The organism is Pseudomonas sp. TH07, assembly GCF_016651285.1.
Lineage (GTDB): Bacteria > Pseudomonadota > Gammaproteobacteria > Pseudomonadales > Pseudomonadaceae > Aquipseudomonas.
The window spans coordinates 1,509,002-1,524,584 of the sequence record NZ_JAEKED010000001.1 but is presented as its reverse complement, the minus strand read 5'-3'; the positions used below and the strand labels follow the sequence as shown (position 1 = coordinate 1,524,584).

The window sequence follows — 15,583 nt, the reverse complement described above, 5'->3', positions numbered from 1 at the left end:
CGTTAGAGGATCGGTGAGATAAGCCGGGCGACCCGCATGCCCAGTTGTTGCAGGCGGTGGGTTTCCCGGCTTTCTTCCTGGGCGATCTCGTGGGCCTGGGCGAAATCGGCGATCAGCATGCTTTCAACCTCAGCGGCGAACGCTTGGTCGACGGTCAGCAGCATCACCTCAAAATTGAGTCGGAACGAGCGGTTGTCCAGGTTGGCGCTGCCGATGGCGCTGATCTCGTTGTCCACCAGCACCACTTTCTGATGCAGGAACCCCGGCTGATAACGGAACACCCGCACCCCGGCCCGCACCGCTTCGAAGGCGTACAGGCTGGAGGCAGCGTAGACGATGCGGTGGTCGGGCCGTGAGGGCAGCAGGATGCGCACATCGACTCCGCGCAGGGCCGCCAGGCGCAACGCGGCGAATACGGCTTCGTCGGGGATGAAGTACGGGCTGGTGATCCACACCCGCTCGGTGGCGGCGTGGATCGCCTCGACAAAGAACAGCGAGCAGGTCTCATAAGGGTCGGCCGGGCCGCTGGCCAGGACCTGGCACAGCACCCCTTCATCGGGGTAGGTGTCCGGCAGGATCAGCGGCGGCAATTGCCGCGAGGCCCAGTACCAGTCTTCGGCGAACGACTCCTGCAGGCAGGCCACCACCGGACCGCTGACTTGCACGTGGGTATCGCGCCAAGGTGCCAGGGGCGATTTTTTGCCCAGGTACTCGTCCCCCACGTTATGCCCACCGACAAACCCCAGCAGCCCGTCGACCACGACAATCTTGCGGTGATTACGGAAGTTGACCTGAAAGCGATTGAGCCAGCCGCTACGGGTGGCGAAGGCGTGCACTTCGACCCCGGCATCGCGCAGGGTCTGCACATAGGCATGGGGCAGGGAATGGCTGCCGATGCGGTCGTACAGCAGGTGAATGGCCACGCCTTCGGCGGCTTTCTTTAGCAGCAGGCTTTGCAGGCGGCGCCCCAAATCGTCGTCATGGATGATGAAGAACTGGATTAGCACCGCCGTCCGTGCCCGGCTGATGGCATCGAAAATCGCCGCGAAGGTGGCGTCGCCATTAATCAACAACTGCAACTGATTGCTCGCCAGACAGGGCATGCGCCCCAGCTTGGGCATCGCCCGCAGCGACGCATAGGCGGCGGAGGCGCGGGCGCTGAGGGCCTCTTCGATCCAGGGGCGCCAGTTCAGTTCGTTGATGGCTTTGCGCATTTCCAGGTTGGCCTGGCGTCGCGCCTTGATGTACGCGTCGAAGGTGCTGCGGCCAAAAACCAGGTAGGGGATCAGGGTCAGGTAGGGGATGAACATCAGCGACAGTGCCCAGGCAATCGCGCCTTGGGCCGTACGCACGGTCAGCACCGCGTGGATGGCGGCGATCAATCCGAGGAAATGCAACAGTGCGATCAAATAACCGAAAATATGCGGACCGAAATAATCCATGGGGCAGCCTTGCTCCTGAAGACTCAATGCGTAACAGACCATGTTCCACGGCGAATGTCGCTATTTAATTGGCCATGCAACGCAAGTCGATTTTTGACGTCTAACGGCCACTACTGTCTAGGAGCTTCTCGATGAAACGTCGTTTACTGGGTTTGGCCATGGTGATGGGTGTTGCACTTCCGCTGGCCGCTCAGGCGCAGATGCTGCAGCCCGGGCTATGGGAACTGACCAGCAGCAACATGAAGGTCGATGATCAGAACCTGCCGGACCTGTCGTTGATCCTTGGCCAGTTGCAGCAGCAGATGACCCCGGAACAACGGGCCATGCTGGAGAAACAGGGCGTGACCATGGGCGGCAAGGGGATCCGTGTGTGCCTGACCCAGGCCCAGGTGCAATCGGACAGCATCCCGCTGACAGACCCGCAATCGGGTTGCAAGCAGGAGGTCACCGACCGGACCGGCAATCAGTGGAAGTTCCGCTTCAACTGCCCGAAAGCCCAGGGCACCGGCGTTGCCAAGTTCCTCAGCGATCGTGAATTCACCACCAATGTCCTCGGCACCTTCAATGCCACCGGGGTCCAGCAAAAGGGCAGCATGGACACCCGTGCCGTCTGGCTGGGGCAGGACTGCGGCACAGTCAAACCACGGGCCTGAGCCCTCTAGCCGCTGCCGAGGCACGAGGCTGCGCTGGCCCTGCGCAACATTAACGTCTACCTGACCGACCTCGGCGGCCCGCTTACAAGGCCGCTATTTTTTCAATGGCCTCGGGCAGGGTCAGACGCCCGAGGTCTTCGCCGTTGCGGCTGCGCAGGCTGACGAAGCCGCCGTCCTTTTCCTTGTCGCCCACCACCAGCAGGTAGGGCACTTTCTGTTGGCTGTGTTCGCGGATTTTGTAGCTGATCTTCTGGTTGCGCAGGTCGGCACTGGCGCGCAGTCCGCGCTGGCGCAGGGCGTCGCTGACGGCTTGCGCGTACTGCGCCTGGCCTTCGCTGATGTTCAGCACCACCGCTTGTTGCGGCGCCAGCCAGCACGGCAGGGCGCCGCCGTAGTGCTCCAGCAGGATCCCGATAAAACGCTCCAGTGAACCAAACAGCGCACGGTGCAACATCACCGGCTGCCGACGTTCGCCGCCCTCGTCGATGTAGCCGATATCGAAACGCCGCGGCAGGTTGAGGTCGACCTGCAGCGTGCCGCATTGCCAGTCGCGGCCAATGGCGTCGCGCAGCACGAACTCCAGCTTGGGCCCGTAGAACGCGCCTTCGCCCGGGTTGAGCTGATAGTCGATCGCCATGTTCGCCAGCGCCCCGGACAGTGCGCCTTCCAACTGGTCCCAGACCTCATCGCTGCCAATGCGCTCGGCCGGCCGGGTCGAGAGTTTGACCTGGATATCGTCGAAACCGAAGTCGCGATAGATGTCGAACACCAGGGCGATGGTGGCCTCGCATTCGGCCTGCATCTGCGCCACGGTGCAGAAGATATGCGCGTCGTCCTGGGTGAAGTGCCGCACCCGCAGCAGGCCGTGCAACGAGCCGGAGGGTTCGTAGCGATGCACCTTGCCGAACTCGGCGATGCGCAGTGGCAGGTCGCGGTAGCTCTTGAGGCCATGGCCGAAAATCGACAGCGCCCCCGGGCAATTCATCGGTTTGAGGGCCAGCACCCGATCGTCCTCGGTGCGCGAGGTGAACATATGGTCGCGGTAGTTCTGCCAGTGCCCGGAAACTTCCCAGAGGCTGCGGTCCATCACGTCCGGGGTGTTGACCTCCTGGTAACCGGCCCGCTCCTGACGTGCGCGCATGTACCCCAGCAACTGCTGGAACAGCGCCCAGCCCTTGGCATGCCAGAACACCGAGCCCGGCGCGCAGTCGTCGAAATGGAACAGGTCCAACTGCTGCCCGAGCTTGCGGTGGTCGCGCTTGCCGGCTTCTTCGACGCGCAACAGGTAGGCGTCGAGGTCTTTGTGCTGCGCCCAGCAGGTGCCGTAGATCCGCTGCATCGGTGCATTGCCTGCGTCGCCGCGCCAGTAGGCCCCGGCGACCTTGGTCAGCTTGAAGGCCTGGAGGATGCCGGTGGAGCGCACATGGGGCCCGCGGCACAGGTCTTCAAAATCGCCCTGGCGGTACAGCGAGAGCACTTCGGCCTCGGGGAGGGCGCGGATCAGCTCGACTTTGTAGGACTCACCCAGGGCGCTGAAGTATGCCAGGGCATTGGCACGGGATAACTCGCGGCGACGCAGGCTGTGGTTGGTGGCGGCAAGGCTGCGCATGCGGGCCTCGATCAGCGCCAGGTCGTCGGGGGTAAACGGCCGGTCATGGGCGAAGTCGTAGAAGAAGCCGTCGTCGATCACCGGGCCGATGCCGACCTGCGCCGAGGGGTACAACTGCTTGACCGCCATCGCCAGCAGATGGGCGCAAGAGTGCCGCAGAATCTCAAGGCCCTCGGGATCACGGCCGGTGACGATGCTCACGCTGGCGTCCTGCTCCAGCAGGTGGGTGCAGTCCACCAGGCGGCCGTCGACGCGACCGGCGACGGCCGCCTTGGCCAGGCCGACGCCGATGCTGGCAGCCACCTCGAACACGGACAACGGCTGGTTGTACTCACGGTGCGAGCCATCGGGCAGGGTGATGCGGATCATCTGTGGCGGTCCTTGGAGGTGTAAAAAACGACTGCAAAAAGACAGGGGGGCGCGGCTCAGCGATTGAAGCGCAACGGCAATCCCTGGCAGCCGTCGTACAGGCGTTCGCCGTGCCAGGCCAGTTGTCCGGAGACCAGCGTGGTCGCGATGCTGTGGCGAAAACTGCGCCCGGCGAACGGGGTCCAGCCGCATTGGGCGAGGATCTGCTGGCGGTCCACGGCCTTGCCGTCGGGCTCGGGCTGGATCAGTACCAGGTCGGCCCAGTAGCCTTCGCGCAGGTAGCCTCGATCGGGGATGGCGAACAGGTCGGCGACCCGGTGGCTGGTTTTTTCCACCAGGGTGGTCAGCGGCAAGACGCCATCGGTTACCAGTTCCAGCAGCGCGGGCAGGGCGTGCTGCACCAACGGCAGGCCGCTGGGTGCGGCGTGGTACGGCAGCTGTTTTTGCGCCCAGGTGTGGGGCGCGTGGTCGCTGCCGATCACGTCCAGCCGCTGAGTGAGCAGGGCTTGGCGCAGGGCGTCGCGGTCGGCCTGGGTCTTGATCGCCGGGTTGCACTTGATCAGGTTGCCCAGCTGCGCGTAGTCGCGATCATCGAACAGCAGGTGGTGCAGGCAGACCTCGGCGCTGATGCGTTTCTCGGCCAGGGGCTTGTCCTCGAACAATGCCAGTTCCCGGGCGCTGGTCAGGTGCAGCACGTGCAGACGGGTGCCGTGACGCCGGGCCAGTTCCACCGCCAGGGACGAGGAGCGATAACAGGCCTCGGCGTCGCGGATCAGCGGGTGAGCGCCAGGGCCAATCTGCTCGCCATAGCGCTCGCGCCACAGGCGTTCGTTGGCCTGGATGCTGGGGGTATGTTCGCAATGGGCCAGGAGCAGGGTCGGGACTTCGGCGAACAAGCGCTCCAGCACCTGCGGATCGTCCACCAGCATGTTGCCGGTGGAGGCGCCCATGAAGACTTTGACCCCGGCCACCAGGCTCGGGTCGAGAGCGGCCACGGTGTCGAGGTTGTGCTGGCTGACCCCAAAGTGAAAGCCGTAGTTGGCCACCGAATTGATCGCCGCACGCCGCTGTTTGTCTTCCAGCGCGGACAGGCTCAGGGTCGGCGGCTGGGTGTTGGGCATGTCCATGAAGCTGGTGATGCCACCGGCCACCGCCGCCCGTGACTCGGTGTAGAAGCTGCCTTTGTCCGGCGCGCCGGGGTCGCGAAAGTGCACCTGGTCGTCGATCATTCCCGGTACCAGCCATTGGCCCTGGGCGTCGATTTCCAGCGCGGCATTTTGATTGCTGATTCTGCTGGCGATGGTCTCGATCCGGCCGCGGCGCACCAGCAGGTCGGCATCCACCTGCCGGCCTTCGTTGACCAGGCGGGCGTTGCGAATAAGGATCTGGCTCATGTTCAGAACTCGTTCTGCAAGGCTTTGTAGCCGCGCACCAGATCGACGTTGGTGCGCGCCACATCCTCGGAAAACTCCGAGGCGCTGATGCTCACCGGGGGGAATTGCGAGAGGTCGGTGTTGGGGCCGATGCGGGTGGTGGAGGGCACGTAGAAGTCATTGGGCAGGTCGCGACCGTCGACCACCGAGTTGTGGCGCACCACACTGCCGTCGCCGACCACGCAGTTGAACAGCACGCTGTTGAAACCGATGAATACCCGGTTACCCACCTGGCAGGGGCCGTGAACGATGGAGCGGTGGGCGATGGAGGTGAATTCGCCGATGGTCACCGCCGCCCCGGACTTGGAGTGGATCACCACCCCATCCTGGATGTTGGAGTTGGCGCCGATGGTGATCGGGTCCATTTCCCCCAGGGCGTTGACTTCGTCGGCGCGGATCACCGCATAGGGGCCGACGAACACGTTTTCACCGATCACCACCTTGCCGCAGATGATCGCGGTTTTATCGACGTAGGCCGACTCGGCAATCAACGGCAGGTCGCCGGAAGGGTTTTTGCGAATCATGGAACGGGCTCCTCAAGCGGTGCACTGATGACCTGCACCGCACCTTGGCGAATGGCGTTGTAAAAACAGCTGCGGCGCCCGGTGTGGCAGGCCGGGCCCTGTTGCTCCACTAGCAGCAGAATGGCGTCGCCGTCGCAATCCAGGCGCGCCTCCACCAGGCGTTGGCGATGACCGGAGCTTTCACCTTTGCGCCACAGTTGCCGGCGCGAGCGCGACCAGTAGCAGACGTCACGGCTCTCCAGGGTCAGGGCCAGGGCCTGGCGGTTCATCCAGGCCAGCATCAGCACCTCGCAGCTGTCGTGTTGTTGGGCGATGGCGGTGATCAGCCCGGCGTCGTTCCACGGCAGCCCATCGAGCACTGCGTTCAGTGGCCAGCGGCTGCCCAGGGCGGCGTGCTCCAGGTTGAGCAGCGACAGCGGGGCGCACGGGTTCATGGTTGGCTCAGGGCGTCGTAGAGGGTGTTGAGGTTGTATTCGAACAACCCGGCGAAGGTACTGGCCGGACCTGTGGCGGCCAGGGCATCGGAATACAGGGTGCCGCCGATATGGGCGCCGCTTTCTTCGGCAATCTGTTGCAGCAGGCGTGCGTCCTTGATGTTTTCCATGAACACCGCCTTGACCTTGGCATTGCGGATCTGGGTGATCAGCGCTGCGACTTCGGCGGCCGAAGGTTCGCGCTCGGTGGACAAACCCTGGGGCGCCATAAAGTCGATGCCATAGGCCTGGCCCAGGTAGCCGAAGGCATCGTGGGAAGTGACGATCTTGCGATTACCCGGCGGCAGCGAGCCGAGCTTGGCCTTGGCTTCGGCCAGCAGGCGGTAGATCTGTTTCAGGTAGGCCTGGCTGTTGCGCTCATAGTCGGCCTTGTTGGCCGGATCGGCTGCCACCAGGGCCTTGGTGATGTTGTTCACATACAGCTCGGTGTTGGCCAGGTTGTGCCAGGCGTGGGGGTCGGGCACGGTTTCGCCGTCTTCTTCCAGGGCGCGTGGAATCACCCCACGGCTGGCGGTAATGACCGGGGTTTTGGTCGCGGTGCTGGCCACCAGACGATCGAGCCAGGGTTCGAAACCCAGGCCGTTCTTGATGATCAACCGGGCCTTGAGCAGGGCCTTGGCATCGTCCGGGGTCGGCTCGTAGGTGTGGGCATCGGCATCGGCGCCGACCATGTTGGTGATCTGGATATGGTCGCCGCCCACCTGGTGGGTGATGTCAGAGAGGATGCTGAAACTGGTGACCACCTGGAGCTTGTCGGCGGCCTGGGCGGTCGACAGTGACAGCAGCAGGCTGAACAGCACGAATAGAACGCGCATCGGGAAACACCTCATTGGGATGTGAGCAAAGGCGGGCGGCGCAGCAAACCGTGCACCGGACCGAACACCACGGACAGCAGGTACAGGCCGCCAGCCACCAGCACGATGGCCGGGCCGCTGGGCAGCGAGTAGTAAAACGACAGCAGCAGGCCGAGCCACACCGAGAGGCACCCGAGCACGGCGGCAAGGGTGATCAACAGGGGCAGGCGCCGGCTCCAGAAACGCGAGGCGGCGGCCGGCAGCATCATCAAGCCGACCACCATCAAGGCGCCGATGGCCTGGAAGCCGATCACCAGATTGAGCACCACCAACGTCAGGAACAGCCCGTGGGCCAGGGGGCCGAGGCGGCTGACGGTTTGCAGGAACAGCGGGTCGAGGGTGTCCAGCAGCAGCGGTTTATAGATAAGGGCCATGGCCAGCAGGCTGAAGCCGCTGACCCAGAGCATGCCGTTCAGGGTCGGCCCGTCCACGGCCAGTGCCGAACCGAACAGCAGGTGCAACAGGTCCAGGCGTTTGCCGGCCAGGCCAAGAATCAGCACGCCGCTGGCCAGGGAGATCGGATAGATGGCGGCGAGGCTGGCATCTTCGCGCAGGCCGGTACGGCGAGTGATCCAGGCAGCGAGGCCGGCCATGCTCAAGCCAGCGCCCAGTCCACCGAGGGTCAGGGCCGGCAGGCTCAAGCCGGCGAACCAGAAGCCCAGGGCGGCGCCGGGCAAGATGCCGTGGGCCACGGCGTCACCGATCAGGCTCATGCGGCGCAGAATCAGAAACACGCCCAACGGTGCGGTGCTGCACGCCAGCACCAGCCCGCCGAGCAAGGCCCGGCGCATAAACACAAACTCGTTGAAGGGTTGCCAGAGCTGGGCGACGACCATCAAGCCACCTGCGCTTGTGCTTGCGGTTTGATCAGTTGCTGGCTGGGGCCGAACAGGCAGCCGCTGCTGTTGATCAACAGGGTCTGGGGAATGTGCTGGCGTACGGCGGCGAGGTCATGGCACACCAGGACCTGGGTCCGGCCTTCGGCGTGCCAGGCGTGGATGTGTTTCCACAGCAGCGCCTGGCCCAACTCATCCAGCGCGGCGTGGGGTTCATCCAGCAACAGCACCGGGGCCTGGCCCAGGCTCAGCCGGGCGAGCAGGGCGCGTTGCAATTCGCCGCCAGACAGCGCCATCAACGGCCGCTGTTCCAGGCCGCCGAGGCACCAGTCTTCGAGCGCCTTGTGCAGCTGCTGCGCGCGGGTCTGGGCGTCGTGCTTGCTGCCCCAGAAACCGGCAGCCACCAACTCCTGCAAGCTGATGGGGAACTGTCGATCCAGATGCTGCTGTTGTGCCAGAAACGCCAGGCCGCCACGCTGTGGAACCTCCAGCAGGACCTTGCCGGCCAGAGGCTTTTGCAGGCCGGCGATGACTTTGAGCAGGCTGCTCTTGCCCGAGCCATTGGCGCCGATGATGGCGGTCAGGCTGCCTTTGGGCAGGTGCAGATCCAGAGCCGGAGTCAGCGCCTGCCCCGGGGCACCCCAGCGCAATGCCTGGCAGCGGATCATGCCGCCTCCCAGTTGTAGCGGCTTTCGGCGACGGCATCGTGGGCGTGCAGGCTCTCGGCGTGCACCACTCGCAGGGCGAAGGCATTGATCCCGGGGGAGCGTTTCAGGGCCAGGTGCAAACGGCGCGCGGCGTCCTCGCAGAACATCAGGTTCTGTCCATTGGCCAGGGCAAAAGCTTGTTCGTCGGCGCGTTTGACCGCAGTTTGCACGGCGGTGCCGAGGGCGGTTTCGGCGTCATTGATCAGGGCTATCAGCGGCAGTTGGTCCAGATAGTCGACCAGGCGCAGTTGCAATTGCGCGCTGCTGCGTTGGCTGTGAGGGGTGGCGACTATGCCTTTGGCCGAGCCAAGCCAAGCCAGTACATCGGCGTGCTGCAACGGCTGATTGGCGAAGTCGTCGACAAACTGCTGCTGAATCAACTGCCGTGAAAGCGCCGCCGAACATGGGCAGGTTGAGGAATAAGCCACGTCGATTTTTAGTTCCACGTGGAACATTGCGTTTTTCAGGCGCGCTTCGATGCTCACCGGGTAGCTCTTCCAACCGGCCAATGGGCTGACCAGGGCCGGGCGTTTCAGCAACAGATCGGCGTGAATCCGCAGATAGGCTTGTTGGGACAAACCTTGGTGGCTGTCGAGAAAACGCTGCAACACGTTGCGAATCAGCTGCGGCGTGAGGGGTTCGTTTTCGAGCATTTCCAACGCCAGGTACAGCCGCGACATATGAATGCCCCGCGCCTCGCCGTCATCCAGGCTGACTCCGGCATCTGCTGTGGCGCCGATCCGTTGGCCGTCGAACAACACAGGTAAGGCAATGCCGCACATGCCCACCCATTCCAGGGGCAAGGCTTGGCGTGCGGCCTGCGCGGCGATATCCGGCAGAGTCAGCGCATTCATGAGCAGGTCCATCGTGGGAAAGAGTTCGACATGTTATATTATAACAATGCGGCGAATGAAAACTTTTTCCACAGCCGGCTTACCACCCGGCCTCGTGAGTACGGACGCTCCTTAATCAGCGGTATATGTCATGCACAGACGTCAATTGCTTAACCTGCTGCTGGCCAGCGCGGCCCTGATCCTGCCACTGGGGGTGTCTGCGACGCAGATCCGCAACGCGCGGCTCTGGCGCTCCGACGACAAACTGCGGCTGGTGCTCGACCTCAGCGGGCCGGTGCAGTACCAGACCTTCTCCCTGAGTGCGCCGCAACGTTTGATCGTCGACTTGCGTGGGGCCAGGCTCAGCGGCGATTTCAGTCAGTTGGCCCTGGCCAATACGGTGATTCGGGCGATTCGCTCCGGGCGCTTTGGTGACGGCGACACGCGCATCGTCCTCGACCTGACCGAGCCGGTGCAGCTCAACAGCTTTTTGCTGCCGCCCCAGGATGGCCAGGGGCATCGCCTGGTGCTGGATTTGAGCCGCGTCGGCCAGGCACCGTTGCAGGTGGCCGCCGCCAGTGCGCCACTGGTGCAACGGCCGCCGGCAGCGGACAAGGCCCACCCCAAGCGCGACATCATGGTGGTGGTCGACCCCGGCCACGGCGGCAAGGATCCGGGTGCGGTCGGGGCCAAGGGCGAGCGCGAGAAGGATGTGGTGCTGGCGATTGCCCAGTTGCTGGCCAAACGGCTCAAGCGCGAGAAGGGCTTTACGGTGAAGCTGGTGCGTAACGACGATTTCTTTGTGCCGCTGCGCAAGCGCGTGGAGATCGCCCGTCAGCATCAGGCCGACATGTTTATCTCGGTGCACGCCGATGCCGCGCCACGGCTGACAGCTTCCGGCGCCTCGGTGTATGCCTTGTCCGAAGGCGGCGCGACCTCGGCGACCGCGCGCTTCATGGCGCAGCGGGAAAACGGCGCCGACCTGCTGGGGGCCACCAGCCTGCTCAACCTCAAGGACAAGGACCCGATGCTGGCCGGGGTGATCCTGGACATGTCGATGAACGCCACCATTGCCGCCAGCCTGCAATTGGGCAGCACCGTGCTCGACAGCCTGTCCGGGATCACCACCCTGCATCAGAAGCGCGTGGAGCAGGCCGGGTTCGCGGTGCTCAAGTCACCGGATGTTCCGTCGATCCTGGTGGAAACCGGCTTCATCTCCAACAGCCGCGACAGCCAGCGCCTGGTCACCGCTCGGCATCAGCAGGCAGTGGCCGACGGTTTGTTCGAGGGCTTGCAGCGCTACTTTCAGAAAAACCCACCCATCAACAGCTACATGGCCTGGCAGCAGGAGCAGCAAAAAGCCCGAGTCTGACGCGCTGGCAGGCTTAACAACCGCTGAGGCGGCTGCAGGTGAACACGCCTTTGCTGCCGCCCGAACTGGAGAATCGATTGAGGGTGGTCCAGCCCACGCGGCGGCTGTAGCCGACCCAGGCTTCGCCGTTGGAAGCGAGGCCGGTGAAGAAGGTCAGCTGTCCATAGCGGCTGTTGGTCTGCGCCCAATAGCGTTTGCCGCTGACTTCGAAGCCGCGCAGGTAAGTGTCGCTGCCCGCGGTGGCGACGCTGTAGGCATTGCCCTGGGGATCCACGCAGGCCAGCAGGTTGGCACTGCGGGTGCAGTTGGCCAGCGTGCTCGGCAATTGCCCCCAGGCGTGGCCGGCAACCAGCAGCGCCAGGCTCGGCAACAGGTATTTCAACGAAGTGGGCATCAAGGTTCTCGTCGCAAGAGGGCGCCAGCATCGCGCCCTTCGTCAGCCTCGGCAAGAGAGGATTGGCTTATTTGTATTGTTATAATATAACATCAAATAAAGCCTGATCCGTGATGCCCATGACTGAACAAGAACTGCTTGCCCAACCCCAGGCCGACTACATGAACGACGCCCAGCAGGGGTTCTTCCGCGAACTGCTGTTGGCGCAGCGCACCGACCTGCAACAGCGCATCGCCGGCGAGTTCAGCGAACTGCGCGAACAGGAACCCAGCAGCGACCCCGCAGACATCGGCAGCGCCGAAGAGCGGCGCCAGTGGCAACTGCGCCTGCTGGAGCGGGAAAAGAAGCTGCTGGACAAGATCGACCAGGCCCTCGAACACCTGGCCCGTGGCGAATATGGCTGGTGCCGGGAAACCGGTGAGCCGATCGGCCTCAAGCGCCTGTTGCTGCGCCCAACCGCCACCCTGTGTATCGAAGCCAAAGAACGCCAAGAGCTGCGCGAACGCCATACCCGGGCGTCTTGACCCAGCCACCGTACGCCCTGATGAGGACCACCCCCATGACCGACCGTCTCCCCGTTACCGTGCTTTCCGGCTTTCTCGGCGCCGGCAAAAGCACCTTGCTCAACTACGTGCTGCGTAACCGTGAAAACCTGCGAGTGGCGGTAATCGTCAACGATATGAGCGAAATCAACATTGATGGCGGCGAGGTCCAGCGTGACGTCAGCCTCAATCGCGCCGAAGAAAAGCTGGTGGAAATGAGCAACGGCTGCATCTGCTGCACCCTGCGCGAAGACCTGCTGGAAGAAGTCGGCAAACTGGCCCGAGAAGGGCGCTTCGATTACCTGCTGATCGAGTCCACCGGCATCTCCGAACCGCTGCCGGTGGCCGAAACCTTCACCTTTCGCGATGAACAGGGCCAGAGCCTGGCGGACGTAGCGCGCCTGGACACCATGGTCACGGTGGTCGACGGGATGAATTTCCTGCTCGATTTCCAGGCCGCCGAAAGCCTGGCTTCCCGTGGCGAGACCCTGGGCGAGGAAGATGAACGTTCGATCACCGACCTGCTGATCGAGCAGATCGAGTTCGCCGACGTGCTCTTGATCAGCAAGATCGACCTGATCAGCAGCGACCAGCGCCAGGAACTGATGGCCATTCTCCAGCGCCTCAATTCCCAGGCGCAGATCCTGCCCATGGTCATGGGCCAGGTGCCGCTGAACGCGATCCTCAACACCGGACGGTTTGACTTCGAACGCGCGGCCCAGGCCCCCGGCTGGTTGCAGGAGCTGCGCGGCGAGCACGTGCCGGAGACCCAGGAGTACGGGATCGCCTCCACGGCGTACCGGGCGCGCCGGCCGTTTCACCCACAGCGGTTTTTCCAGTTTATCGACCGGCCTTGGGTCAACGGCAAACTGCTGCGCTCCAAGGGCTTTTTCTGGCTCGCCAGCAAGTACCGGGACGCCGGCAGCTGGTCCCAGGCCGGGGGCTTGATGCGCCACGGGTTTGCCGGGCGTTGGTGGCGTTTCGTGCCCAGGCAGCAGTGGCCCCAGGATCAGGAAAGCACCGCGGCGATCTTGAACAACTGGACTCCAGCCAGCGGCGACTGCCGTCAGGAACTGGTATTTATCGGGCAGAACATCGACTTCGCACAACTTGCCGCCGAACTCGACGCTTGCCTGCTGAGCGACGCGGAGATGGCCCTGGGTGTCGAAGGCTGGCGGCAATTGCCCGACCCCTTCGGGCCCTGGCAAGGGGAGGTCGCGGCCTGATGCCGGCCCTGAGAGCCCCCGGCATTGCGTTGCCGTCGCTGACCCGCCGCCAGGCGCTGGGCGCTGCGCCCTCGGTATTGGCCGACGTGCTGCAGGACCCGGTCAACCTGGCCTTGTGGCAGCGCCGGCTGCCGGCGCATATCGCCGATTTCGGCGCCTTGTTGCTGTCCCTCAACCAGCCCCTGGCCGACTCCCTGTCCCTGGAGCTGGCCGATGATGAAGCCGAGCCCAACCTGCGTGGCCTGGCGTCGGGCTTCAGCGATCTGGAGGGTTATGACGGCTTTATCGCCGACGTTTCCTGGCTGGTCAGCGCCTTTGCCTGCCTGTTGGGGGCACGACGCGTGGGGTTGCGTCTGCGGGTTCTGGACAAGGCCATGTGCCCGCGCTTTCACGTCGACCATGTGCCGGTGCGTTTGATCACCACCTACGCCGGCGTCGGCAGCCAGTGGCTGAAGGAAGGCGTCATGGACCGCCGGCAGTTGGGCCAGGCCCAGGCCGAGCCTGATGCCGGAGAGTCAATCGAGCAAATGGCCTGCGGCGAGGTGGCGTTGCTCAAGGGTGAGAAATGGCACGGCAATGAAGGCTTCGGCCTGATCCATCGCTCACCGCAACCGGCGCCGGGCGAGCGCCGGTTGATCCTGACCCTGGACTGGCTGGGCTGACCGGCCGTGGTCTGCCAGGCAGGCATGGGGCGTTGCTGATGGCCAGCGCCGCCTAGTGCCTCGGCAGCGACTGCAGGTCGAGCGGCTATTCGCCTGGGGCGAGAAGGGCGTAGCATCGCCTCACAGGTTTTATGGACTCCCTTCCCATGCTGCAAAACATCCCCACTCACGTCATCGCCGGGCCCTTGGGTGCCGGAAAGACCAGCCTGATCCGCGACCTTTTGCGCCAGCGCCCGGCCAACGAGCGCTGGGCGGTGCTGATCAACGAGTTCGGCCAGATCGGCCTGGATGTGGCGCTGCTGGCCCGGGATGAAGACGGTATTAGCCTGGGGGAGGTGGCCGGTGGCTGTCTGTGTTGCGTGAATGGCGCGCCGTTTCAGGTGGGCCTTGGGCGCTTGCTGCGCAAGGCGCGACCGGACCGGCTGTTTATCGAGCCCTCGGGACTCGGCCATCCGGCGCAATTGCTGCGGCAATTGCGCGAGGCGCCGTGGCAAGGGGTGTTGGCTGTGCAGCCCTGTGTATTGGTGCTGGATGCCCAGGCCCTGGCGGCCGGCAAGCCCTTGCCCCGGGCCCAGCAGGAGGCGTTGGCCAGTGCCGGATTGTTGTTGCTGAACAAGGATGAGCACCTGGGCGAGGCCGAGCGGCAGCGGGTTATCGAGCAACTGCCGGATTGTCCGCGGTACTGGACCCACCAGGCCCATCTGCCGCTGGCACAGCTGCCCGGTTTACTGGCTCGCGCCGACGCGGCTCAGGTCGAGTTGGAGCTGCCCCAGGGCCTGGCGCAGCTGCCGGCGATCTGGACCGATCCGACTCGGCCGATCTGCCTGAGCCAGGCCCAGGAGGGCGGCTGGAGCATTGGCTGGCGCTGGCATCCAAGCCAGCTATTCGACCTGACGCGGATCGACCATTGGTTGCAGAACCTCGACTGGCGCCGGGCCAAGCTGGTGATCCATAGCGGCGAAGGCTGGCGTTCCGGGAATGGCGTCGACAACTCGCCCCTCAACTGGCTGCCCAGTGAATGGCGCCAGGATTCGCGGTTGGAGTTGATTTTCAGCGAGGTACAGGAGGTCGCGGCGTTGCAGAACAGCCTACAAGCCTGCCGCCTGTAGCCGCTGCCGAAGGCTGCGCTGGCCCTCGACCCTGATCCACCGTCTCACTGCCGCCATTTCTGATGCTCTTCCCGCCATTGGCTCAGCTCGATCACTTCCGCACTGGGCAATGGGGTTTTGACTTCAAAGGGGTAGGGCGCGAGTTCGATCTGTGCGCTGTGGGCGCCGAACTGGGTGATGGTGCCGGCGTGCCGGGTTTCACCGGTCACGGTGAACTCGAAATTGTAGATTCGCGCCAGGCGTCGGCGGCCGTTGGCATCCTTGACGAAGCCGATGCGCTTGAGCGCGACGTTGCCGTCCAGTAGCTCGATATCGAGCTTGGCGCAGTGCTGCTTGACCCTCTCCAGTGCCCGCTCGCGCAAACCGTGGTTGTGCCAGATCCAGGCGGCGCCCGTCGCCAGCAGCATCAGCACAAAGATATTTCCGAGGGTCAGCATGAAGATTTGCTCCGACAAAGTGCCATCAGCTTAACTGCCTCTCCGGTCTGTCGTACAGGCTGTGTTTAGTCGCATACTGCGCGGCTT

At 64.1% G+C, this 15,583-nt stretch carries 17 protein-coding genes; 6 read left to right on the top strand and 11 right to left on the bottom strand.

Going from position 1 to position 15,583, the window contains the following annotated elements:
• Positions 1-2: 2 nt before the first annotated feature.
• Complete coding sequence (gene cls / locus JFU57_RS07245; RefSeq protein WP_078470363.1) at positions 3-1,442, bottom strand: cardiolipin synthase; 1,440 nt, start codon at positions 1,440-1,442, stop codon at positions 3-5.
• A gap of 131 nt (positions 1,443-1,573) precedes the next feature.
• Here cls and JFU57_RS07240 point away from each other — a divergent pair, with 131 nt between their 5' ends.
• Positions 1,574-2,095 carry a DUF3617 domain-containing protein gene (locus JFU57_RS07240; RefSeq protein ID WP_020294897.1) on the top strand — a complete coding sequence of 174 codons (522 nt, stop codon included), beginning with the start codon at positions 1,574-1,576 and terminating at the stop codon, positions 2,093-2,095.
• 82 nt (positions 2,096-2,177) lie between these two features.
• On the opposite strand, the gene thrS is transcribed toward JFU57_RS07240, so the two are convergent.
• Genes thrS through folE2 form a run of 8 tightly spaced genes read right to left on the bottom strand, consistent with a single transcriptional unit; the run spans position 2,178 to position 9,775 of the window.
• Positions 2,178-4,073, bottom strand: coding sequence for a threonine--tRNA ligase (gene thrS / locus JFU57_RS07235; RefSeq protein WP_201128660.1), 1,896 nt, complete (start codon positions 4,071-4,073; stop codon positions 2,178-2,180).
• Positions 4,074-4,129: 56 nt separating this feature from the next.
• Entirely contained in the window at positions 4,130-5,467 is a 1,338-nt protein-coding gene (locus tag JFU57_RS07230) for a dihydroorotase (RefSeq protein ID WP_201128658.1), read from the bottom strand.
• A 2-nt stretch (positions 5,468-5,469) separates the two neighbouring features.
• The gene (locus JFU57_RS07225) at positions 5,470-6,030 is read right to left on the bottom strand and encodes a gamma carbonic anhydrase family protein (protein WP_201128656.1); all 561 of its coding nucleotides are present in this window, start codon (positions 6,028-6,030) and stop codon (positions 5,470-5,472) included.
• Complete coding sequence (gene hisI / locus JFU57_RS07220) at positions 6,027-6,464, bottom strand: phosphoribosyl-AMP cyclohydrolase (RefSeq protein WP_201128654.1); 438 nt, start codon at positions 6,462-6,464, stop codon at positions 6,027-6,029. The genes JFU57_RS07225 and hisI overlap by 4 nt, the downstream gene beginning before the upstream one ends.
• A complete protein-coding gene (locus JFU57_RS07215) occupies positions 6,461-7,339 on the bottom strand; it encodes a metal ABC transporter substrate-binding protein (protein WP_078470368.1) in 879 nt (292 codons plus the stop codon). The genes hisI and JFU57_RS07215 overlap by 4 nt, the downstream gene beginning before the upstream one ends.
• A gap of 11 nt (positions 7,340-7,350) precedes the next feature.
• Positions 7,351-8,214, bottom strand: a complete 864-nt coding sequence (locus JFU57_RS07210) for a metal ABC transporter permease (protein WP_201128653.1) — start codon at positions 8,212-8,214, stop codon at positions 7,351-7,353.
• Entirely contained in the window at positions 8,214-8,882 is a 669-nt protein-coding gene (locus JFU57_RS07205) for a metal ABC transporter ATP-binding protein (RefSeq protein WP_201128652.1), read from the bottom strand. Before JFU57_RS07205 ends, JFU57_RS07210 begins: the two co-directional genes overlap by 1 nt.
• Positions 8,879-9,775 carry a GTP cyclohydrolase FolE2 gene (gene folE2, locus JFU57_RS07200; RefSeq protein ID WP_201128648.1) on the bottom strand — a complete coding sequence of 299 codons (897 nt, stop codon included), beginning with the start codon at positions 9,773-9,775 and terminating at the stop codon, positions 8,879-8,881. Before folE2 ends, JFU57_RS07205 begins: the two co-directional genes overlap by 4 nt.
• A gap of 130 nt (positions 9,776-9,905) precedes the next feature.
• On the opposite strand from folE2, the gene JFU57_RS07195 reads away from it, so the two are divergent.
• Positions 9,906-11,126: an N-acetylmuramoyl-L-alanine amidase gene (locus JFU57_RS07195; protein ID WP_043228421.1), complete on the top strand. Its 1,221-nt coding sequence runs from the start codon at positions 9,906-9,908 to the stop codon at positions 11,124-11,126.
• Positions 11,127-11,139: 13 nt separating this feature from the next.
• On the opposite strand, the gene JFU57_RS07190 is transcribed toward JFU57_RS07195, so the two are convergent.
• A complete protein-coding gene (locus tag JFU57_RS07190) occupies positions 11,140-11,520 on the bottom strand; it encodes a glutamine synthetase (RefSeq protein ID WP_201128646.1) in 381 nt (126 codons plus the stop codon).
• 119 nt (positions 11,521-11,639) lie between these two features.
• Here JFU57_RS07190 and dksA point away from each other — a divergent pair, with 119 nt between their 5' ends.
• The 4 genes from dksA (at position 11,640) to JFU57_RS07170 (ending at position 15,059) form a co-directional block, all read left to right on the top strand.
• A complete protein-coding gene (gene dksA, locus JFU57_RS07185) occupies positions 11,640-12,044 on the top strand; it encodes an RNA polymerase-binding protein DksA (RefSeq protein WP_078470579.1) in 405 nt (134 codons plus the stop codon).
• Positions 12,045-12,079: 35 nt separating this feature from the next.
• Positions 12,080-13,288: a zinc metallochaperone GTPase ZigA gene (gene zigA, locus JFU57_RS07180; RefSeq protein WP_078470373.1), complete on the top strand. Its 1,209-nt coding sequence runs from the start codon at positions 12,080-12,082 to the stop codon at positions 13,286-13,288.
• Positions 13,288-13,950 carry a DUF1826 domain-containing protein gene (locus tag JFU57_RS07175; RefSeq protein WP_201128645.1) on the top strand — a complete coding sequence of 221 codons (663 nt, stop codon included), beginning with the start codon at positions 13,288-13,290 and terminating at the stop codon, positions 13,948-13,950. Before zigA ends, JFU57_RS07175 begins: the two co-directional genes overlap by 1 nt.
• Before the next feature lie 146 nt (positions 13,951-14,096).
• A complete protein-coding gene (locus JFU57_RS07170) occupies positions 14,097-15,059 on the top strand; it encodes a CobW family GTP-binding protein (RefSeq protein WP_201128643.1) in 963 nt (320 codons plus the stop codon).
• Positions 15,060-15,103: 44 nt separating this feature from the next.
• Here the strand turns inward: JFU57_RS07170 and JFU57_RS07165 are convergent, their stop codons facing one another.
• Positions 15,104-15,496 (bottom strand): DUF3301 domain-containing protein, encoded by a 393-nt coding sequence (locus JFU57_RS07165; RefSeq protein ID WP_020294882.1) that lies wholly within the window; start codon positions 15,494-15,496, stop codon positions 15,104-15,106.
• Between the last annotated feature and the right edge of the window lie 87 nt (positions 15,497-15,583).